Below are 21,089 nucleotides of genomic sequence, written 5' to 3'. Positions count from 1 at the left end.
GGACAGCTCGTGACCGTATTCCTCCGCACAGAATTCGGACACCTTCTCGAATAGTTCAGGACTTACGAGGTCTCGCCCGCGCCGTAGAGCGACAGGCATTTCCACCATGGCTGTCATGACGAGACTCCTTCTGCCTTCCGCGTCGTCTGACGATTCATGAGCGGGACTCTAGGAGCGGAATATCAAGCAAAAAGTGAATATTCTCGGTTATTCTCACGCGATGCTTGAGGATGCCTCGACATTCACAAGCGGCTCCCGACACCCTGTCTCTCATTGCCCGACTCGGGAGAGGTGATCGAGCATGGCGCGCAGACTGCGCTTCAACGGCACGGGGTCAGGGGAAGGAGGGTGCCCGGCGGTCCACGAGGACCTGGACTCGGGCGAGGTGATCGTGCAGGGCCGGCCTCTGACGGACCCGGAAGACGTGGGTCGGCTTCGTCACCTGAGTGAGGGTGAAATCGCCATCGCCGTGCCGCGAGACCTGCTGGTGGACTGGACCCCGAAGGACAAGTCCCGGCAAGCGCGCATTATCGGCCTTGACGCCTTCGGCAAGCTCTTCGAGAACTTCGAGCACACGGCATGGCGGCTGGAGACCCGGCGTAGGTACGCGTCCGACGAAAACAGCGATACGTATGATCGATTTCTCCGTGGCGAGCGCCCTGTGTGGGACCTGGACACCCCATGGGCGCGAAACATCAAGACGAAGACCGCAGGCGGAGCGATTGTCGGCCGGGTCCGGATCGTTGACACGCCACCCACTGACGGACAGCGTTACCTCACGGCGCACGCGGAGAAGAACCAAGCCCTCGGGGAGGACATCCGGAACCTGTCGCGTACGCACGCCGAAGCTCTTCAGCTCCCCTCGGAGGACTTCTGGCTGTTCGACAGCCGACTCGTCGCGCTGCTGCGGTTCGATGATGCGGACAACCTCGTGGACGTGGAACTGATCACTGAACCTTCCGAGGTCGTCCGGTACGCCATGGTTCGTGACGCGGCGTGGCATCAGGCCGTGCCGTACCGGGAGTTCACAGCAGAGCCGAGCGAGTAGGCAGCGCGAGTACCGGTGAGCACGGACTACCAGAGGGCGCGTGAGGACCTGGGGCGGAGGCTGCGAGAGCTGCGCTCCAAAAGCCCGAACGGCCGTCTCACCGGTACCTTTTTGGCACGGCGACTCGGCTGGCCCCAGTCGAAGGTCAGCAAACTGGAGAACGGTCGCCAGACACCCACTGCGGAAGACCTCAGGGCATGGGTCGACGCCACGGGGTATCCGGAGGTGTACGAGGAACTCCATGGCCGGTTGCAGGGCTTTGAATCGCACATCAGGTCATGGCGCCGACAGCTGGCGAAGGGCCACCGTCCCGTGCAGGAGAGATGGAGCATGGTCACCGACGGGGCCCGGGAACTGCACGTGTGGGATTCGTTCCTCGTGAACGGCCTCCTGCAGACCCCGGACTACGCTCGTGCCGTCTTCGAGCACTACTCCACCCTCCAGAACTCACCCCGCGACACCGAGGACGCGGTACGGGCCCGGATGAAGCGGCAAGAGTGGCTGTACCGCTCGGGCAACCGCCTGAACCTCCTGCTGTGGGAGGGAGTGCTGCGGGCGCGGGTGTGTCCCTCGGATGTTCTGGCAGCCCAGCTGGACCGCCTCATAGGTGCTGTGGGCATGGATACCGTCCGACTCGGGATCGTTCCCCTGAACGCCGTTCTACGGGTTCCTCCCGCCAATGCGTTCTGGATCTTCGACGACCGTCTGGTGATTACAGAGGACTGGCACGCCGAACTCTGGTTGGACGACACCGACACGGTCGCCCTGTACCGGCGCGTGTGGGACACCCTGGGTGAGTCCGCGGTCTTTGGCGCCGATGCTCAGCGCCTGATCACCATGGCGCGTCACACGCTCACCACGTAAAGAGGGAGCCGTCGTTTCTGGCGAGTCCCTTTACAGCGCGGAACGGGCCCCCTCCGGCGTACGGAGGGGGCCCGCTCGGGCGCGTACCGGGGTCAGTTGCCCGACACCGTCACCTTCTCGTCGTTCTGGATCTGCCCGACGATCTGGGCGACCTTGGCCTTGTCCCAGACCAGGTTCCCGCCGTTGCTCCCGGCGACGGGCATGTTCATCGACTTGCCGTCGCCGCCGGTGACGCCCTTCATGGCGAAGAACATCTGGCTCATGTCCCACAGGGACATGTCCTTGTCGACGATCAGGGTGTCGAGGCCCGCGCCCAGCACCGGGTAGAGGGTGAAGGGGTTGAGGATCGTCCCCGGCGTCGCCGTCTGGCTCGCCAGGGCCGCCAGGAACTTCTGCTGGTTCTTGGTCCGCGCGAGATCGGCCTCCGCGAAGGCGTACCGGGTGCGGACGAAGGCGAGCGCCTGCTCCCCGTCGAGCGTCTGCTTGCCCGCCGCGAAGTCCGCGCCGGACTTCTTGTCCTTGAACGCCTTGGGGATGTCCAGCTCCACGCCGCCGATCGCGTCCACCACATTCGCGAAGCCCGCGAAACCGATCTCCGCGTAGTGGTCGATGCGCAGATGCGTGTTGTGCTCGACGGTGCGCACCAGCAGCTCGGGGCCGTCCTCCGCGTACGCCGCGTTCAGCTTGACCCGGCGGCCCTGGGCCGGGAAGACCTTGCCGGACTGGGAGCCCTTGAAGGAGGGGATCTCCACGTCCGAGTCGCGCGGCAGCGAGATCATCGTCGTCCCGCCGGAACAGTCGGCGAGGATCATCATCGAGTCGGTGCGCTTGCCCTCGGCCGAGCCGGTGCGCAGCCGCTTCTTGTCCTCGGCGGACATGCCCTTGCGGCTGTCCGAGCCGACGATCAGATACGTCGTGCAGTCGTCGTCCTTCGGACGCTCGATGACCTTGGAGAGATCCACCTCGCGGCGGACCTGGCCGTCCGCCCAGAAGTAGGTGCCGACGGAGACCACCAGCAGCGTTCCCACCAGGACCAGCGAGCCGATCTTTATCCGGCGGCGCCAGTCGGGGGCCGGCTTCGGCGGCCCGGCGGGCGGCGGGGGCCCGGCGGGGCCTCCGCCGCCGGGGAAGCGGTTGCCGCCCCCGGCGCCCGGGCCGCCGGCGGGCGCGCCGTAGACCTGGCCCGTGTTGTAGCCGCTGTCATAGGGGGAGTGGTACCCGTCCTCGTACCCCTGCGACTGCTGCTGGGGGACCGGAGGGCGCTGCACATGGCGCATCGAGCGAGCGCCCTCGGGCTCCGAGCCCCGGCCGCCGCGTCCGTATCCATCGGGCCAATCGTTCATGACAACAAGTGTGCCGGGTCACAGCGGGCCGCCGACAGGGCGGGTGGCGAATCGGGCCGGGCCTGTAGCCAAGCTGATGCAATGCGCCGGTCGCGCCCCCTTCGGGCAACTGCGGCGACACCCCCGCTTATGGTGGAGAGCATGACAGACCAGCTCCCTCCGGACCCGGCGATCGAGGCCAAGCCCACCTCGGCCTCCCGCACCACGCTGAGTCACATCATGACCGGCAGTGACACCAACCTCCTGGGCACGGTGCACGGCGGTGTGATCATGAAGCTGGTGGACGACGCGGCGGGCGCGGTCGCGGGCCGGCACTCCGGCGGGCCCGCCGTCACCGCCTCGATGGACGAGATGGTCTTTCTGGAGCCGGTCCGGGTGGGAGATCTGGTCCATGTGAAGGCCCAGGTCAACTGGACCGGACGATCCTCCATGGAGGTCGGGGTCCGGGTGCTGGCCGAGCGCTGGAACGAGTCGACCCCCGCCCAGCAGGTCGGCTCCGCCTATCTCGTCTTCGCCGCCGTCGACGCGGAGGGCAAGCCCCGGGCCGTCCCCCCGGTGCGCCCCGAGACCGAGCGGGACCGCCGCCGCCACCAGGAGGCCCAGATCCGCCGTACGCACCGGCTGGCCCGCCGCCGCGCCATCATGGAGCTGCGCGAGCGCCGCGCCGCCGAGGGCATGCAGGACTGAGCGCGCCCCGCTCTACGGGCAGGTCACCTCGTCGCCGGTGACCGCGCCGAATTCGCCCTGGTAGGCGTCCTGCGCCCGGACCGGTGTCACCCCCCGGTAATCCGCGCCCGCCGTCACCCGCAGCGTTCGCCCCTGCCCCTTCACGGCCCGGATCTCACAGCCGCGCAGCGCCGTCGCCAGCGTCCGCGCCGAGCGGTCCCAGCGGGGGTCGTACGAGATGAAGGTGCGCTCCACCTCGGGGCTGTCCCCGTTCAGCGGGGTACGGGTGGTGTTGAAGCCGGTGGCCCGCAGCGCGCCGTCCACCCGGCGGCCGAGTCCGTCCTCGCCGGTGCCGTTGTAGACCTGCACCCTGATCTGCTGCGGGGAGACGTCCACCAGCGTCGCCCGGGCCTTGCGGGCGCGGGCCGGGGCGAGCGGCCGGTCCTCGCGGATCATCCGGAAGAGCCGCTGGGACTTGGCGGGGTCCCACTTCACGGCGGAGCCGACGCCCTTCACCGTGCCCATCGAGCCGATCGGCACGGAGGTGAACTCCGACGAGGCCGCCGAGAAGCCGCGCATCGCCCGGCCCAGCGCCAGCATCTCCTCGGTGCCGAACCCCTCGTCCGCCCGTACCGAGCCGAGCATGGTGGTGGCCACCTTCCGGAACCGCACCGGGTTGAGCAGCATCCCGCTGCTGGTCGCCCGCTCGATGAGGGAGGCCACGAACCGCTGCTGGCGCTGCATCCGCCCCAGGTCGGACGCGATGTCCACATGGCGGGAGCGGACGTACTGAAGGGCCTGCCCGCCGTTCAGCTCATGGCTGCCGGCCGGGAGGTTCAGCCCGGTGTAGCGGTCCGACATCGGCTGGCTGGTGCAGATCCGGACCCCGCCGACGGCGTCGACCGTCTTCATGAAGCTGGTGAAGTCGACCTCCAGATAGTGGTCGATCTTGACCTTGGTCATGTGCTCGACCGTGCGCACGGTCAGCGAGGGCCCGCCCTCCGCGTAGGCGGCGTTCAGCTTCACCGGCCTGGCCGGGCGCTTCTGCCCGGTGGCCCGGTCGGTGTACGCCGGGATCTCGGCGTAGCTGTCGCGCGGCAGGGACACCACGCTCGCCCGCCGGCTGTCCCGGGAGATGTGCACCAGCATGATCGTGTCCGTGCAGTGGCAGGGCGCGCCGCCGAGCCGGAACTTCTTCTTCTGCTCCGGGGTGATCCGCTCCCGTCCGTCGGTGCCGACGAGCAGCAGATTCATGCCGTGCCCGCCCTCGGGCCGGTTCTTCATGTCGCGGAAGGGGTCCACCCGGCTGATCCCGGTGTCCAGACCGGTCAGCATCGCGTGCCCGATCGCGCCCGCGCCGAGCACCAGCACCGAGAGCGCGGTCGCCGCCCGCAGCCCCCAGCGGGGTCTGGTGACCACCGGCCGTCTGGTCCTGGGCCCTGGGTTCGGCCGGGGACGGGGGGAGCGGGACGGCGTGGTCACGAGGGGGACACCTCCGCGGGCGACGGGGGGAGGAGGGGGCGGCCGGGGAACGGACGCCCGAACGACGGCGACTGACGGCGACTGACTGCGACTGACTGCGGGACGACGGTGACCGGCGGCGGGATGACGGTGGACGGCGGTGAATGACGGTGAATGACGGTCGGCGACCGGAGGCGACTGCCGGGGTACTGCGGAAGACAGCGGACGACCGGGCCGGTGTCCGATCGCGGCGAACGGGGGAACGAGCACACCGTAGGCCCATACGATGGGCTGCCCGCGCCACCGACCGGCCGCCGCGCGTCCGTGTCCCCCATTCGCGGTAACGTGGCGACTGATGAACGCCACGCCCCCCGTCTCCGTGATCATGCCGGTCCTCAATGAGGAGCGGCATCTGCGCAACTCGGTCCGTCACATCCTTGAGCAGGAGTACGACGGCGAGATGGAGGTGGTGATCGCGCTCGGCCCGTCCACGGACCGCACCGACGAGATCGCCGCCGAGTTGGTCCGGGAGGACCCCCGGGTCCACACCGTGCCCAATCCCACCGGCCGTACCCCGGCCGCGCTCAACGCCGCGATCAAGGCCTCGCGTCACCCGATCGTGGTACGCGTCGACGGCCACGGGATGCTCTCCGCGAACTACATCGCCACCGCCGTACGGCTCCTGGAGGAGACCGGCGCGCAGAACGTCGGCGGCATCATGCACGCCGAGGGCGAGAACGACTGGGAGCACGCCGTCGCCGCCGCCATGACCTCGAAGATAGGCGTGGGGAACGCGGCCTTCCACACCGGTGGCACGGCCGGCCCCGCCGAGACCGTCTATCTGGGGGTCTTCCGGCGCGAGGCGCTGGAGCGGCAGGACGGCTACAACGTGGAGTTCGTCCGCGCCCAGGACTGGGAGCTGAACTTCCGCATCCGCGAGGCCGGCGGGCTGATCTGGTTCTCCCCCGAGCTGCGGGTGCGGTACCGCCCCCGCCCCTCGGTCCGGGCGCTCGCCAAGCAGTACAAGGACTACGGCCGCTGGCGGCATGTGGTGGCCCGCTACCACCAGGGTTCGATCAATCTCCGCTATCTCGCGCCGCCCGTCGCGGTCTGTGCGATCGCGGCGGGTCTCGTGGTCGGCGCGGTGCTGACCCCCTGGGGTCTGATCGTGCCCGGCGGCTATCTGGCGGCGATCACGGCCGGTTCCCTGCCCGCGGGCAAGGGGCTGCCGCTGAAGGCCCGGATCCGGATCCCGGTGGCGCTGGCGACCATGCACATGTCGTGGGGGATCGGCTTCCTCACCAGCCCGCGCTCCCTGGCCAGGAAGGTCATCGCCAGCCGCCGCCCGGCGGTGGGGACCACGACCGCCGTCTGACCAGGCCGCCCCGGGCGACCGGCCCCCGACCGGCCCCGGGCCTCGGGCCCCGGACCGCCCCGGGTGCCCGGCCCCCGTCTCACCTGGCGCACACCTGCTTGTCGGCCTCCACCTTCTTCACTCCCGCCGGGGCCTTCGCCGGCGCGGCGATGGGCGTACCGGCGGCCTTGAAGTCGCCGCCCAGCGTGAGCGTCATCGCCTGGAGTCCCTCGGCGTTCACGGTGCCCGGCCGCAGGCCGGAGGCGGGCAGCCCCAGCATGTCGGCGAGCGCGCGGGCCTGATCGGCCTGGTTCGGCGCGTACTCCAGCGTGGTTCTGGCCGCCTTCTGGGGGGCGTTGCTCTTGTTGGCGGACTTCAGCACGCCCTTGACGGTCTGGAGCCAGCTGAGGGTGGTCTGCGCCGCGCCGTTGACGGAGCTGCCGTTGTAGATGTCGACCCGGATCTCGGAAGGCTGGGCGCGGTCGCCCTTGAGCAGGGCGTTCTGCTTCTCCCTGGCGGCCTTCTCCGCCTTCTTCTCCTTCTTCCTCACCTCGGTGAAGGAGACGTCGTCGGCCAGCATGGCGAAGACCTGCGGCGCTTCCACCGGGTTCAGGACGACGGTCGCCTTGACGGGCCCCTCGGCGGGGTTGTCGATCACCGGGACCGTCATGAGGCTGATGTTCTTGACGTCGATCCCGCCCAGCTCCTTGGCGAGGGCGGTCAGCTTCGGGACGTCGCCTATCCCGGTGTCCACCGTGAGCGCCTTCGTCATCGAGTCGGCCAGGGCGAACATCGCCTTCGGGTCGCCCAGGACGTCGTTCTTCATCCGGCGGATCATCGAGGCGACGAACTGCTGCTGCACCGCGATCCGGTCGAGATCGCTGTCGTTCTGGAGCCCGTGCCGGTTGCGGACGAAGGCGAGCGCCTGCTCGCCCTGGACGCGGTGCGGGCCCGCCGCCAGATCCAATTCGGACTCGTCGTCCTTCATCGGCTTGTCCAGACAGATGTCCACCCCGCCGATGGCGGTCGTCAGCGTCTTGACCGCGTTGAAGTCGACCATCATGAAGTGGTCCATCGGCAGACCGGTGATCGCCTTCACCGTGCGCATGGTGCAGCCGGGGTCGCGCCCCCGCTGCCCGAAGGACTCGTTGAACCGGGTGGCGGGCTGCGCCGGGATGATCTTGGTCGAGCCGTCCGGCTGTTTGGTGGGGCACTCGGGGATGTCGATCACCAGATCGCGCGGGATGCTGAGCGCCGTGGTGTTGGTGCGGTCGGCGGAGACATGGAAGAGGAAGGTGGTGTCGGCGTGGCCCTCGCTGCCCTTGTCGCCGTACCCCTCGTTCCCCTTGCCGGTGCGCTTGTCGGTGCCGATCACCAGGATGTTGAGGGGCCCGTCCTTCAGTCCCCGGCCGCTGAGCGCGTCGCCGACATCGATCGCGTTGAGGTTGCCGTTGAGCCGGTCGTAGAGCAGATAACCGCCGATGGAGCCGCCGACCAGCAGAAAACCCAGGACGCCGCCGGTCCACATCAGCGCCTTCCGCCTGGCCGGCTTTCTGGTCCTGCGCCCGCGCCGCCCGGAGCCGCCGGGTCTGCCGTCCTCCGGGGGGCGCGCGCTCCGTCTGCCGCGCTGGCCCGGGACCGAGGGCGACGCGGGGCGCGCGGGCGCGGGGACGGCGTCCCGGTGCCCGGCGGCGTCCTGGCGCGGTACGGAATCGTCCAGTCGGAGTTCATAGGTGCCGGTCTGGGGATTGAGCACCCACTGGTCGGCGGGGTCGATCCCGTCCGCCCGGCCACGGCTCTGTGCGTCCACGGTCGCTTGAGTCCTCCGTCGGTCCCGCGCGCGTTGCCTCTCCCCCTCAGGAGACGCTCGGTTCATCGATCCGGCCGGGTGCGAGGTGGCTTCCCGCAGCACCGGATCTCGTCACACTATCCGCACTGTTCGGCGCTCGGCGACATCCATCACAAACCCCGCGCACCCTACACCTGGGCAATCTGCCCATATCTCGGGGAAATTCGGCCGAAGGGCGGCCGAAGGCGGTCGGATGACGGCCGGATGACGGCCGGAGGACGGGCGAAGTTTTACGAGAAGGGCCCGCAACGCATGCGCGAAACGGACCCTTCACACAGTGACCCATTACCAGGTGAAGCCCGGCTGAACCTTCATGCACGCCTTGGTGTCGCTGCCGTTGAGGGCCTCGGCGGAGTCGGGCGTCTTGTCCCCGTCCACGGCTCCGGGAAAGGCGTCACCGGTAGGCCAATCGGCGCCCACGGTCAGTGATATACCGGTGACATCAGTCGATTTCCGTACCGAGGACACCGGAATGCCCAGAGCCTTGGCGACCGCCTGGGCATCGCCCTCCAGCTCCGCGTTGGAGAACTGGACGACCGTCTTGCGCTGGGGGTTTCCGGCGATGTCCGCCACGGCCTGGGTGAAGCCCCCGGCCTGTAGGGCGGCGGTGACCTCGGTGGCCCTTCCCCTCAGGGGGAGCTGCCCGTCGCCGCCGGTGCCGTTGCGCACCTGTACGGGGATGTCGGCCGGCGCGGCCGCCCGGTCCTGCGACTTCGCGGGGGCCGCTTTCTTTTTCTTCGGCTTTCCCTTGCCGTCGAGCGGGATGTCCTCCCGGATCATCCGGAACACCTGTTCTGCTTCGCCGGGCTTGGGTTCGACTTTGCCGGTGTAGTTCGGCCTTTTCGAATAAACGCTCGGCATCTTTGCCATGGTGATCCGATGAGTGGGCACGCTCTTGAGGGCATTGCCGAGGTCGAGGAGACTGGCGACCGACTCGATGCCCTTGTCCACGGTGAGCGAGTCAATGGCGGCCTCGGCGAGCTTGCGCAGCTTGTTCGGGTCGGTGAGTTTTGCGTTCTTTCGCAGCTGGCGCACCATCGAGTTCATATACATGTGCTGGGCGCGGGCCCGGGCGAGATCGGTTCCGTCCTCGAATCCATAGCGGGTGCGGAGCCATTGCAGCGCCTGCTCGCCCTTGACGAAGCTGGTGCCCGCGTCGAGCTTGAGACCGGACCCCTGCCCCTTGCTGTTGCGGGAGTGAACACGGTCGCTGACACAGACCGGGACGCCGCCGATGGCGTCCGCCATGGATACCACGCCCGCGAAGTCGATCAGCATGAAGTGGTCGATGGTGATGCCGGTCAGCTCGTACCAGGTGGCCACCGTGCAGCCAGGGCCGCCGCGGCTCAGCGACTCATTGGTCTGCGCCCACGCCCTCGCGGGGTGCACCTCGCCGGTCTCCGGGTCCTGGCACTCGGGGATCCTCAGCATGGTGTCGCGCGGCATGCTGATCACAGAGATGTTGGAGCGGTCCGCCGACACATGGAGCAGCATCTGCACATCGGCGAGCGGCTTGCCGTTGAAGGTCTCCTTTGCCCCGCCGAGCTTCTGGTTCGCCTCGTTGTCCCGGGCGTCGGAGCCGATGAGGAGGATGTTCAGCGGGGTCTGTCCGTCGGCGTTGGCCCGGTGGACCGGCATCTTCGCGCCGAGGGTCAGCTCCTTCTTCTTGATCTTGCCGTTGAGGTTCTCGTAGTACAGATAACCGGCCGCCGCCGTCGCGAGTATCAGCAGCGACAGCACGGCCGCGGTCCACCGCAGCACCCGGCGCTTCCCGCGCCGGGGCGGCCGATCGCCGCCGCCCGGCGGCCGTCCGCCGCGCGGGCCGGGGACCGTCCCGCCGCCGGCCGGGCCGGTGTCACGCGCTCGCGGGACGCGATCCGGGCTCTGGCTCCCGCGCGCGCTGTTCCGTCCCACCCCTGAGTCCCCCTGTCATGCGCGATGAGCGACGGGGGTGTTCCCGTGTCATCCGGCGCACACCTTCTTGTCGGCTTCGACCTTCTGGACACCGTCCGGCGTCTTCGCCACTCCGGTGATGGGCACCCCCGCGCCCTTGAAGTCCGCGCCGAGGACGAGCGTCATCGCCTCAAGCGCCTCGGCGTCCTCGGTGCCCGGCTTCATCGCCGTGGCCGGCAGACCCATCAGATCCGCGAGCTTGCGGGCCTGGTCCGCCTGGTTGGGCGCGTATTCGAGCGTGGTCTTGGGCGCCTTGGCGGGGGCGTTGCCCTCGTTGCTGGACTTCATCACGCTCTGGTCGTTCTGGAGCCAGGTCAGCGTGGCGAGGGCCACGCCCTGGGTCCCACTGCCGTTGTAGATCTTGACCCTGACATCGGCGGCCTCGGCGCGATCGCCCTTGAGCAGGGCGTTCTGCTTCTCCTTGGCGGCCTTCTGCTCCTGCTTCTCCTTCTTCTTCACCTCGGTGAGCGAGATGTCGTTCTGGATCATGGAGAAGAGCGGCCTGGCCTTGGCCTCGTTGAGCAGCACGCTGGATTTGTCGGCGCTGTCGTCGACCGGGACCGTCGCGAAGGTGATGTTCTTCGGATCCACCTCGGCCAGCTCCATGCCGAGGTCCTGGAGCTTCTCGATGCTGCCTATCCCGGTGTCGACGGTGAGCGCCTTGGTCGCGGCGTTCGCCAGGTCCCACATCTTCGTGGGGCTGGTCAGCGTGTCGCTGGACTTCATCTTGCGGATCATGGAGCTGAGGAACTGCTGCTGGATCTCGATCCGGCTGAGGTCGCTGCCGAAGCCGACCGTGTAGCGGGTGCGGACGAAGGCGAGCGCCTGCTCCCCCTTGATCACATGGGTGCCGCGGGCGAGCTTGAGCTTGGACTTCTTGTCGTCGATGTCCTTGGCGAGACAGACCTCGACACCGCCGACCGCCGTCGACATCGTCTTCACCGCGTTGAAGTCGGCCATCATGAAGTGGTCGACGGTGACCCCGGTGAGCTCCTTGACCGCGCGCATGGTGCAGCCCGGGTCGCGGCCCTCCTGGCCGAGGCTCTCGTTGAACTTGGTGTTCAGCGAGCCGGGGATGGTGACGGTGCCCTTGTCGGTCTTGGTCTCGCAGGCGGGTATGTCGGTGATCAGGTCGCGCGGTATGGAGAGCGCGGTGGCGTTGGTGCGGTCCTTGGAGACATGGAAGAGGATCGTGGTGTCGGCGTGCCCGGCGCTGTTGGGGTCGCCGTAGGAGCCATTGCCCTTGCCGGTCCGCTTGTCCGTGCCGATGACCAGGATGTTGACGGCCTTGTCCTTCTTGAAGCCGCCGGTTCCCGCGCCGGGCACCGCGATGGTGTTGAGGTTCGAGTTCAGCCGGTCATAGGCGAGGTACGCGCCCACGGAGCCGACGACGACGGTGAAGCCGAGGACTCCGCCCGTCCACATCAGCACCTTCTTCTTGCCGGACTTGGCGGGCTTGCCGGACTTGCCCTTGCGTCGGCCCGCCGGGGCGCTCGCGCCCCCGGCGGGCCGGCCGGAGCGGGCGGCCTGGCGGTTCGCCGCCCGGCCGCCCGAGCGGCGCGAGCGCTGTTCGGGCACCTCGGCCCCGGACGACGGGTTCCCGTCGCCCTCGGGCCGGCTCCGGCCGCCGCCGGGGTCACCCGGCGTACGCGGCCCCGGGACGCCCGGAGTGCCTGGCCCGTCGCCGAAGCCGTCGGCCGCCGGAGCGGCCGGAGACTGCGCTGCGGAGTTGTCCAGTCGCAGTTCGTATTGGCCGGTTTCCGGGTTGAGTACCCATTGGTCGGCGGGATCGAAGTCGTCCGCCTGCCCACGGCTCTGCGCATCCACGGTTTTCTGAATCCTCCGTCGCTGCCACGCGAAGCGCCTCCCCCGGATGGCGCTCGGTCTCTCTCGGTCCGGCGGTGTGATCGCACGGGGCCGGAGAACCGGATCGCGTCACACTATCCGCCCAGTTCACAGTGGGTCGACGCCCATGACAAATTCCACATAACTTACATCTGGGCAATACGCCCAATTCGCTTGGCGTGAGCCCAGTCTTGGCCGGTACGTCATGTGCAGACCCCCGTCGCCGCATTGCTGCCGGTGAACGTCGGCGAGGGGCTGGGGCTCGCGCCGGGGGCGGCGCTCTCCTCACCCCGCTCACCGGCCGCCGCCTCCCGCTCGCTCGCGCTCGGAGCCGGGAGCACGGTGATCGGGGTGTCCTCGCGCAGCCGCTGGAACAGCTGATCGGCCTCCGGCTGCACCAGCTCGTCCCGGTTCCTGTCGGCGGCGTACGGCTGCCGCGGCGCGGTCAGGAACTGCACCTTGTCGGTGGGGATGTCCCGCATCGACTTGGACAGGCCGTACAGATCCTTCAGCGAGTCGAGCCCCGGATCCGTGGTCAGCGACTTGGTCGCCGCGTCCAGCAGCGGATACAGCTTTGTCCAGTCCAGCAGTACGCCGTCGCTCTGCACCTTCTTGACCAGCGCGCCCAGGAACTGCTGCTGCCGCTCCATCCGGTCGGTGTCGCTGCCGTCGCCCAGGGACTTCCGGGCGCGTACGTAACCGAGGGCCTGTTCCCCGTCGAGGGTCTGCCGGCCCGCGTCGAGCCTCAGCCGGGCGTCCTCGTCGTCTATGGGCTTCTTCAGACAGACCTCGACGCCGTCGATCGCGTCGACCATCTTCTTGAAGCCCCGGAAGTCCACGATCATGTGGTGGTCGATCCGCACCCCGGTCATCTTCTCGACCGTCCGGATGACACAGGCCGCGCCCCCGATCGCGAAGGCCGAGTTGAACTGCCCGAACGTCTCCTCGGTACGGGAGCCGTCGGCCCGCCGGCAGCTCGGGATCCACGCCATCAGATCGCGCGGCACGGACATCGCGGTCGCGCTCTTCCGGTCGGCGGCGATGTGCAGCAGGATCGTGGTGTCCGAGCGCTGGCTCTCGCCCTCGTCCCGGCCGTACTCGCTGTTCCCCTCGCCCGAGCGGGTGTCGGAGCCGAGTACGAGGATGTTCCGCGCGTCCAGGACGAGCGGGGCCGGCCGCTCCTTCTCATGTATTTGCAGCTCGGTCGCGGCCGTGGTGTCGGTGGTGATGTTGGAGTCCAGCTGACGGTAGAACCACCAGGCGGAACCCGCCCCGGCGAGCACGACCAGCGCGGTGCCGACGGCCGCCCAGCGCAGCCAGCGGCGCTTGCGGGAGGCCGTCGGTTCCTCGGGTTCAGCTGCCGCGTCGGTCGCGCCGTCGTCCTCCGCCGGGCCGCCCGGGCCGGCCGGAGTACCAGCACTGTCGGTCACGTCTGCGTCCATCCTTCATGGCGTCGGCGGCGCGCTCGACCGCCGATCGCAGGGCTAGACGGCCGAACATCGCGCATGGTTGTGCGGTACGGTCCGCGTTTCGCCGTTCATAGGCCGAAGTTGGGGGCCGGACCGGCACAAAACGCCCCTGACTCCCGCCGGACCAGGGAAGTTGAGCACCGGCCCCCCCGGACGCCAGGACCGCGGCCCGCGCGCTACCGTGCCGTGACGGTGACGCGCTCGCTCTCGATCCGCTGCTCCAGGCTCTTCGGCGACAGCTGGTCCAGATGCCGGCACAGCACCACCGAGGCACCGGCCGCGAGCGGCGCGAACAGCCCCGCCGACAGCCCCTCCCAGCTGTCGTAGCCGCGCCCGCTGAGCAGCCGGGACCCGGGGCTCAGCCCCAGCTCCGCCGCGTCCGCCCGGGCCCGCTCCACCAGCTCCGCGCCGCTCAGCTCCAGGCCGCCCACCGACAGCGCCGCCGCGCCCGGGTCGACGGGCGCGTACGGCGCGAAGCGGTCGCCCTGTGAGGGCACCTCCACCGCGTAGTCCGAGAAGCCCTCCGGCGCCTTCGGGAAACGCCCGCCGAGGGGGCGCAGCGCCAGCGCCACCCGCTCGCCCCGGCAGGCGCGGGCCCGCTCCAGGGTGTCGGGTCCGCTGACGACGAGATCGGCCGCCGAGGGGTCGCCGCCCACGTCCGCCGTCACTCCGGCGGAGGAACAGGCGAGCAGCCACACGGCGCTCTGCCAGTGCGCGGGCAGCAGCAGCGCGAGCCGGTCCCCGGGCTCGGCGGCGAGCTCGCCCTGGAGCAGATTGGCCGTCTTCGCCACCCAATTGGCCAGGGTGGCGACGGACAATTCGACGCGCTCACCGGTGGCGTCGTCGTAGAAGGTGACCAAGGGGCGCGAAGGGTCCGCGGCGAGCGCGGATCGCAGCAGGTCGGCAGGGGTACGGTCGCTGGCGTTCACCAGCGTTAGGGTACGCCCCGCACCGCCTGCGGAGGCGGCCGAACCGGTGACGGGACGCCCCGCCCGGCCCGACCCGCCGGTGGTGTGCGGGCGGGCGGATCGGGCGGACGGGGTCCAGGATCTTCCCCATGCGTGGACTCCTGGTTTCCTCGATCGGCGTCGCGGTCTCGGCCGCGCTCGTACTCCCGCTCCCGGCGCCCTCCGGCGCGGCCCCGCCGCCACCGCCGCCGCCCGCGGCGAAGGTCCCCGGCAAGGCCCCCGACATCGCCGGCTCCACCCAGTCCCTGCCGCTCGCGCCGACCACCCGCTCGCTCGCCCCGACCGCCGAACGCGGGCTGCTCCAGCGCCGGGTCGCGCCCTTCTCGATGGTCGGCGTCGTCTGGGACGACCCCGCCGCCGAACTCCGCGGCACGGTCCAGGTCCGCACCCGGGCGAGCGGCACCGGAGCTTGGTCCGGCTGGCAGGACGTGGAGACCCACAACCACGAGCACGGCGCGGACCCGGGCACGGCGGAGAACCGGGCCGCCCGGGGCTCCACCGCCCCGCTCTGGGTCGGGGCCAGCGACGGAGTGGAGGTACGGGTGAGGCCCGCGACGGGGGAGCCCGCGGCGCTGCCCGCCGGAATGCGGCTGGAACTCGTCGATCCGGGAGAGGCCCCGGAGCCCTCTGAGGCCTTGGAGGCCGCCGGCGAGGCGGAGGAACCGGACGAGCCCGAGGAGGCCGAGGAGCCGGACGAGCCGGAGGAGTCCGAGGCCCCCGAGCACCCCGTACCCACGACCGCCGCGCTCACCCGGCGCGCCGCGTACCCCACCCCCGAGATCCACCTCCCGGTGCTGGAGGCGGCGGCGAAGCCGTACATCGGACCCCGCCCCAAGATCGTCAGCCGGGCGGGATGGCGGGCCAGCGAGGCCCTGCGCGAGCGGGGCTTCGTCTACAGCAAGACGATCAAGGCCGCCTTCGTCCACCACAGCGCCACCGGCAACAGCTACACCTGCGGGCAGTCGGCCTCAGTCCTTCGCAGTATCTACCGCTACCACGTAGTGAGCAGCGGATGGCGGGACATCGGCTACAACTTCGCCGTCGACAAGTGCGGGAACATCTACGAAGGCCGGGCCGGCGGCGTCACCAGGGCGGTCCGGGGCGCGCACACCCTGGGATTCAACGCCAACACCATGGGCATCGCGGTCCTCGGCTCCTACAGCCGCGTCAATCCGCCCGCCGCCGCCGTGACCGCCGTCGCCCGGCTCACCGCCTGGAAGCTCGGACTCTTCAAGGGCAACCCGAAAGGCAAGGTCACACTCACATCGGGCGGCAGCGGCAAGCACCCCCGGGGCCGGAAGGTCAGCTTCAACGTGATCTCCGGACACCGCGACGGCTTCTACACCGACTGCCCGGGAACCCGTCTCTACGGCAGGCTCGGCACCGCCAGAAACGCGTCGGCCGGATATCAGGGACGCGTATGACCGGGCACATGCCCATCCACTGCATAAACTGACCGGTCTCGAACGGATGAATTCCCCCCCTCCCGCCCGGACAGGAAGCAGAGACGACACGGTGACAGAAGCGATTCTCCTGGTCGGCGGCAAGGGCACCCGGCTGCGCCCGCTCACCGTGAACACGCCCAAGCCGATGGTCCCGGCGGCGGGCGTCCCCTTCCTCACGCACCAGCTCGCGCGGGCGCGGGCCGCCGGGGTGGAGCACATCGTGCTCGCCACCTCCTACCTCGCGGAGGTCTTCGAGCCGTACTTCGGCGACGGCTCCTCGCTGGGGCTGAGCCTGGAGTACGTCACCGAGCGCGAGCCCCTCGGCACCGGCGGCGCGATCCGCAATGTGGCCGAGCGGCTCACCTCCGGCCCCGACGAACCCGTCCTGATCTTCAACGGGGACATCCTCACCGGGCTGGACATCGGGGCCCTGGTGGAGACCCACCGGGGCTCCGGCGCGGACGTCTCCCTCCATCTGACCCGGGTCGCGGACCCGCGCGCGTTCGGCCTGGTGCCGACGGACGAGACGGGGCGGGTGACAGCCTTCCTGGAGAAGCCCCAGACCCCCGAGGAGATCGTCACGGACCAGATCAACGCCGGGGCGTACGTCTTCCGGCGCTCCGTCATCGACACGATCCCGGCCGGCCGGCCGGTGTCGGTCGAACGGGAGACCTTCCCCGACCTCCTCTCCTCCGGGGCCCACCTCCAGGGCATGGTCGACTCCACCTACTGGCTCGACCTCGGCACCCCCCAGGCCTTCGTCCGTGGCTCCGCCGACCTCGTCCTCGGCCGAGCCCCCTCCCCCGCCGTCCCCGGCCGCCGCGGCGACCGTCTGGTCCTCGACTCCGCCTCGGTCGCCCCCGACGCCAAACTCACCGGCGGCACCGTCATCGGCGAAGGCGCGCGCGTCGCCTCCGGCGCCCGCGTCCACGCCAGCGTCGTCCTCACCGGCGCCGTCATCGAAGAAGGCGCCCACATCTCCTCCTCCCTCATCGGCGCCCACTCCCACATCGGCCCCCGCACCATCCTCGACGACACCGTCATCGGCGACGGCGCCCACATCGGCGCCGACAACGAACTCCGCTCCGGCCTCCGCGTCTGGTGCGACACCACCCTCCCCCCAGGCGCGGTCCGCTTCTCCTCCGACCAGTAGCCGCGCCGGGCCTGGCCGGTCCCTGCCCGCAGCGGGCTCTGACGGGCTGAATTTGGCCAAGCCGCCAAAACTCAGCCCCGCCGGCGATTGAGGCGCGGGGGTTCGGGGGCTGGCCCCCGACGAGTGGCCCGCAGCCGGCAACGGTCCTCAATTGACGACCCCGCCCGGTCCGGCCCCCTGAGGCACGGGGTCCGTCCTCAAACGCCGGACAGGCTGGTTTTTGGACCCCTTGCTGTGTGCGGCGACGCTGAATCGGCGAAGCCAGGGGCTGGCCCCCGACGAGGGGCTGAGTCTCGACGGGGGACCCGGGGGCGAGGCGGGCGGCCTACCCTCGAAGGGCACCCCCCTTGGAACGAGGCCCCCCGTGTCCCTCCCCGCCGCCCAGGCGCAAACCCGCAGCTGGCTCCCCCCAACCCCCCTCGACCTCCCCCTCACCCTCACCCCCCTCCGCCGGGGCCCGGCGGACCCGACGTACCGGGCCGCGCCCGACGGGTCGTTCTGGCGGGCGACGCGCACCCCGCGGGGGCCCGGCACGCTGAGGATCACGGCGCGGGCGGGCATGGTGGAGGCACAGGCGTGGGGGCCGGGCGCGGAGTGGCTGCTGGAGGCCGCGCCGGGGCTGCTGGGCGCGGACGACGACCCCGGGGCCTTCACCCCGCGTCACCGCCTCGTCGCCGCCGCGCTGCACCGCGCCCCCGGGCTGCGCCTCACCCGTACCGGGCTGGTCCTGGAGTCCCTCATCCCGACCGTGCTGGAGCAGAAGGTCACCACGGAGGAGGCATTCCGCGCCTGGCGGTTCCTCGTACGGCGGCACGGCGAGCCCGCCCTGGGTCCGTCCCCCGATCTGTGGGTGATGCCCGATCCCCGGGCCTGGACCCTGATCCCCTCCTGGGACTGGCACCGGGCCGGGGTCGACGACAAGCGCGCCGCCACGATCCTGCGCGCGGCCCGCGCCGCCCGCCGGCTGGAGGAGGCGGCGGGGCTGCCCGCCGACCGGGCCATGGCACGGCTGGAGCTGATCCCGGGCATCGGCCCCTGGACCTCCGCCGAGACCGTACAGCGCAGCCATGGCGCCCCGGACGCCGTCACCACCGGGGATCTGCATCTGCCGGGGATCGTCGGCCATGCCCTCGCGGACGACCGGGACGCCGACGACGCGGCGATGCTCGAACTGCTGGCCCCCTACGCGGGGCAGCGCCACCGCGCCGTCCGGCTCATCATGCTGAGCGGCCGGATCCCGGCCCGCCGTACGCCGAAGATGTACGGGGCCCGGCCGCGCCACTGGCAGTGACGCGGCGGCGCGGCGGCGCGGCGGTGCGGTGACCGTCAGCGGACCTCGATGAACGCCGAGGCGCTCCGCTCCGGCCGGGGCTTCGGCGGCCCCGCCGGGTGCCCCACGGCCACGGCCCCCATCGGGTCCCACTCCGGGGGCAGCCCCAGCACCTCGCGCACGACGTCACGGCAGAACATCGTGGACGACACCCACGCCGAGCCCAGCCGCTCGCCCGCGAGCGCCACCAGCAGGTTCTGCACGCCCGCGCCCGTCGCGACCACGAACATCTCGCGCTCGGCGGTGTCGCGGCGCTCGTCCCCGTAGTGGTGGGAGCCCTCCGTCACCAGACAGGGGACGACCAGATACGGGGCCTTGCGCAGCACCTCGCCCCGGCGCACCCGCTTGGCGATGGACTCCGCCGGCTTCCCGTCGCGCCGCAGGTCCTCGATCCAGGCGTCGCGCATCGCGTCGAGCAGCCCGGTCCGCGAGGCGGCCGATTCGAGGAGGACGAAGCGCCAGGGCGTGGTGTGGTGGGGCGCGGGAGCGGTCACGGCGGCGGCGACCGCCCGGCGGACCGCCGCCGGGTCCACCGGCTCGTCGGTGAACTCGCGGACCGTGCGCCGCTGGGTGACCGCCTCGCGTACGGCCTCGGAGGTGCCGAGGCGGAACATGTCGTCGGCCGGGTCCCGCACCAGCGCCCGGGCGTCGTCGTCGCCGCCGACCAGCCGCGCGAGACCGCGCACCACGGCCACGGGCCGGCCGGCCGTCTTGCCCTTGACCAGGTCCCCGGCGGCGGCCAGCTCGTCGGCGACGGCGACCACGGTCGCGCTCAGCGGGTTTCCGTGGCTGTCGCTCCCGCCGCGCAGATCGTCGAGCACCCGCACCCCGGCCGAGCCGATCGCGACGTCGGTCAGCCCGTTGCGCCAGGGCCGTCCGAAGGTGTCCGTGACGAGCACCCCGACGTCGACGCCGAGCGTCTCGCGCAGCCCCGCGCGGATCGCCCGCGCCGAGGCGTCGGGGTCCAGCGGCAGCAGCAGTACGGTGCCGGCCGGGGTGTTGGAGGCGTCGACCCCGGCGGCGGCCATGATCAGGCCCTGCCGGTTCTCGACGATGCGCAGCGGGCCGCGCCGGGCCACCACGCGTACGGTCTCCGCGTCTATGGCGGCCTCACGGTCGCCGGCGGCGAGGACGCGCCCCTCGGCCTTGCTCACGATCTTGGAGGTGACGAGCAGGATGTCCCCGTCGGCCAGCCCGGGCCCGGCGGCGGCGATCAGCCGGGCGAGGTCGTCGCCCGGGGCCACCTCCGGCAGCCCCGCCAGGGCGCGTACGGAGAAGTCCGAGGTCTCCGTCCCGAGCGGGGTGGTGACGGGGGAGGGGTCGTACGGGGGTGTCACGCCCGGACCTCCTCGGCGAGGGCCAGCGCCTGCCGCGCCATCTCCGCCGTCGCCCCGGTGTCCGTCATCATCAGCGGCACCGCCCGGCAGCGGATCCCGGCGGCCTCGACCGCCCCGACCGCGTCCGCGTCCACGGTGTCCACGAGCCAGCCGTCCAGCAGCCCGGAGCCGTAGTGCTCGGCGACCGCCGCGGCGCTCGCCTCCACGCCCACGGCGGCGAGCACCTTGTCCGCCATCCCGCGCACGGGCGCGTTCCCGACGATGGGGGAGAGCCCGACGACGGGCACTCCCGCCTCGGCGATCGCCTCGCGGATCCCCGGCACCGCGAGGATGGTGCCGACGCTGACGACCGGGTTCGACGGCGGGAAGAGGATCACATCGGCGGCGGCGATCGCCTCCAGCACCCCGGGGGCGGGCTTGGCCTGCTCGGCCCCGACGGGCACGACGGCCTCCGCGGCCACGGAGGCCCGCAGCTTCACCCAGTACTCCTGGAAGTGGATGACCTTCCGCTCGCCGTCCAGCTCCACGGCGACATGCGTCTCGACCCGGTCGTCGGACATCGGCAGCAGCCGGACGCCCGGGTTCCAGCGGGTGCAGAGCGCCTCGGTGACGGCGCTGAGCGGATACCCCGCGGCCAGCATCTGGGTGCGGACGATATGGGTGGCGAAGTCGCGGTCGCCGAGGCCGAACCACTCGGGGCCCACGCCGTACGCCGCCAGCTCCTCCTTGACGTGGAAGCTCTCGTCCGTACGCCCCCAGCCCTGCTCCTCGTTTATGCCCCCGCCGAGGGTGTACATCACGGTGTCGAGGTCGGGGCAGACCTTGAGTCCGAACAGATGGATGTCGTCACCGGTGTTGCCGATCACCGTGACGTCCGCCTCGGGGGCGGCCTGCTGAAGACCGCGGAGGAAACGGGCGCCGCCGATGCCGCCGGCCAGAACCACAATGCGCATGCGCCCAGCATGTCAGTTGGGGGTCGGCCGGTGGGCCGCCAGGGGCGGCCC

General features: G+C 70.8%; 16 protein-coding genes. 7 read left to right on the top strand and 9 right to left on the bottom strand.

Translation table 11 applies throughout. The features are described from left to right. Positions 1-301 precede the first annotated feature (301 nt). Both IE247_RS32880 and IE247_RS32875 read left to right on the top strand, forming a co-directional pair. Positions 302-1,048: a DUF6879 family protein gene (locus tag IE247_RS32880; protein ID WP_190127026.1), complete on the top strand. Its 747-nt coding sequence runs from the start codon at positions 302-304 to the stop codon at positions 1,046-1,048. A gap of 15 nt (positions 1,049-1,063) precedes the next feature. Continuing rightward, positions 1,064-1,912 carry a helix-turn-helix domain-containing protein gene (locus IE247_RS32875; RefSeq protein WP_190127025.1) on the top strand — a complete coding sequence of 283 codons (849 nt, stop codon included), beginning with the start codon at positions 1,064-1,066 and terminating at the stop codon, positions 1,910-1,912. Positions 1,913-2,004: 92 nt separating this feature from the next. On the opposite strand, the gene IE247_RS32870 is transcribed toward IE247_RS32875, so the two are convergent. Further along, positions 2,005-3,255 carry an LCP family protein gene (locus IE247_RS32870; RefSeq protein ID WP_190127024.1) on the bottom strand — a complete coding sequence of 417 codons (1,251 nt, stop codon included), beginning with the start codon at positions 3,253-3,255 and terminating at the stop codon, positions 2,005-2,007. A 141-nt stretch (positions 3,256-3,396) separates the two neighbouring features. On the opposite strand from IE247_RS32870, the gene IE247_RS32865 reads away from it, so the two are divergent. Then, a complete protein-coding gene (locus tag IE247_RS32865; protein ID WP_190127023.1) occupies positions 3,397-3,942 on the top strand; it encodes an acyl-CoA thioesterase in 546 nt (181 codons plus the stop codon). A gap of 12 nt (positions 3,943-3,954) precedes the next feature. On the opposite strand, the gene IE247_RS32860 is transcribed toward IE247_RS32865, so the two are convergent. Next, positions 3,955-5,403 carry an LCP family protein gene (locus tag IE247_RS32860; protein WP_444545285.1) on the bottom strand — a complete coding sequence of 483 codons (1,449 nt, stop codon included), beginning with the start codon at positions 5,401-5,403 and terminating at the stop codon, positions 3,955-3,957. Between the two features lie 334 nt (positions 5,404-5,737). Here IE247_RS32860 and IE247_RS32855 point away from each other — a divergent pair, with 334 nt between their 5' ends. Beyond that, positions 5,738-6,757: a glycosyltransferase family 2 protein gene (locus tag IE247_RS32855; RefSeq protein ID WP_190127021.1), complete on the top strand. Its 1,020-nt coding sequence runs from the start codon at positions 5,738-5,740 to the stop codon at positions 6,755-6,757. Between the two features lie 79 nt (positions 6,758-6,836). Here IE247_RS32855 and IE247_RS32850 read toward each other — a convergent pair whose 3' ends face one another. From IE247_RS32850 to IE247_RS32830, 5 genes are all read right to left on the bottom strand, one after another. Beyond that, a complete protein-coding gene (locus IE247_RS32850; protein ID WP_190127020.1) occupies positions 6,837-8,546 on the bottom strand; it encodes an LCP family protein in 1,710 nt (569 codons plus the stop codon). A gap of 324 nt (positions 8,547-8,870) precedes the next feature. Further along, complete coding sequence (locus tag IE247_RS32845) at positions 8,871-10,499, bottom strand: LCP family protein (RefSeq protein ID WP_190127019.1); 1,629 nt, start codon at positions 10,497-10,499, stop codon at positions 8,871-8,873. 48 nt (positions 10,500-10,547) lie between these two features. Further along, on the bottom strand, positions 10,548-12,365 hold the full coding sequence (locus IE247_RS32840; protein ID WP_190127018.1) for an LCP family protein: 1,818 nt from the start codon (positions 12,363-12,365) through the stop codon (positions 10,548-10,550). Positions 12,366-12,586: 221 nt separating this feature from the next. Then, positions 12,587-13,825: an LCP family protein gene (locus IE247_RS32835; RefSeq protein WP_190127017.1), complete on the bottom strand. Its 1,239-nt coding sequence runs from the start codon at positions 13,823-13,825 to the stop codon at positions 12,587-12,589. Between the two features lie 203 nt (positions 13,826-14,028). Next, complete coding sequence (locus IE247_RS32830) at positions 14,029-14,781, bottom strand: TIGR03089 family protein (RefSeq protein WP_190127016.1); 753 nt, start codon at positions 14,779-14,781, stop codon at positions 14,029-14,031. 128 nt (positions 14,782-14,909) lie between these two features. On the opposite strand from IE247_RS32830, the gene IE247_RS32825 reads away from it, so the two are divergent. The 3 genes from IE247_RS32825 to IE247_RS32815 all read left to right on the top strand — a co-directional run bounded on the left by IE247_RS32825 (position 14,910) and on the right by IE247_RS32815 (position 18,709). After that, positions 14,910-16,244 (top strand): peptidoglycan recognition protein family protein, encoded by a 1,335-nt coding sequence (locus IE247_RS32825; protein WP_190127015.1) that lies wholly within the window; start codon positions 14,910-14,912, stop codon positions 16,242-16,244. Positions 16,245-16,335: 91 nt separating this feature from the next. Beyond that, positions 16,336-17,418, top strand: coding sequence for a mannose-1-phosphate guanylyltransferase (gene manB / locus IE247_RS32820; protein WP_190127014.1), 1,083 nt, complete (start codon positions 16,336-16,338; stop codon positions 17,416-17,418). A gap of 364 nt (positions 17,419-17,782) precedes the next feature. Next, the gene (locus IE247_RS32815; protein ID WP_190127013.1) at positions 17,783-18,709 is read left to right on the top strand and encodes a DNA-3-methyladenine glycosylase family protein; all 927 of its coding nucleotides are present in this window, start codon (positions 17,783-17,785) and stop codon (positions 18,707-18,709) included. Positions 18,710-18,744: 35 nt separating this feature from the next. On the opposite strand, the gene IE247_RS32810 is transcribed toward IE247_RS32815, so the two are convergent. Then, the gene (locus tag IE247_RS32810; protein WP_190127012.1) at positions 18,745-20,085 is read right to left on the bottom strand and encodes a coenzyme F420-0:L-glutamate ligase; all 1,341 of its coding nucleotides are present in this window, start codon (positions 20,083-20,085) and stop codon (positions 18,745-18,747) included. Beyond that, positions 20,082-21,038, bottom strand: coding sequence for a 2-phospho-L-lactate transferase (gene cofD / locus IE247_RS32805; protein ID WP_190127011.1), 957 nt, complete (start codon positions 21,036-21,038; stop codon positions 20,082-20,084). Before cofD ends, IE247_RS32810 begins: the two co-directional genes overlap by 4 nt. Positions 21,039-21,089: the final 51 nt, after the last annotated feature.

The sequence above is a fragment of the Streptomyces inusitatus genome (assembly GCF_014651115.1).
Taxonomy (GTDB): Bacteria; Actinomycetota; Actinomycetes; order Streptomycetales; family Streptomycetaceae; genus Streptomyces; species Streptomyces amakusaensis.
This window is presented reverse-complemented; position numbering and strand designations above follow the sequence as displayed.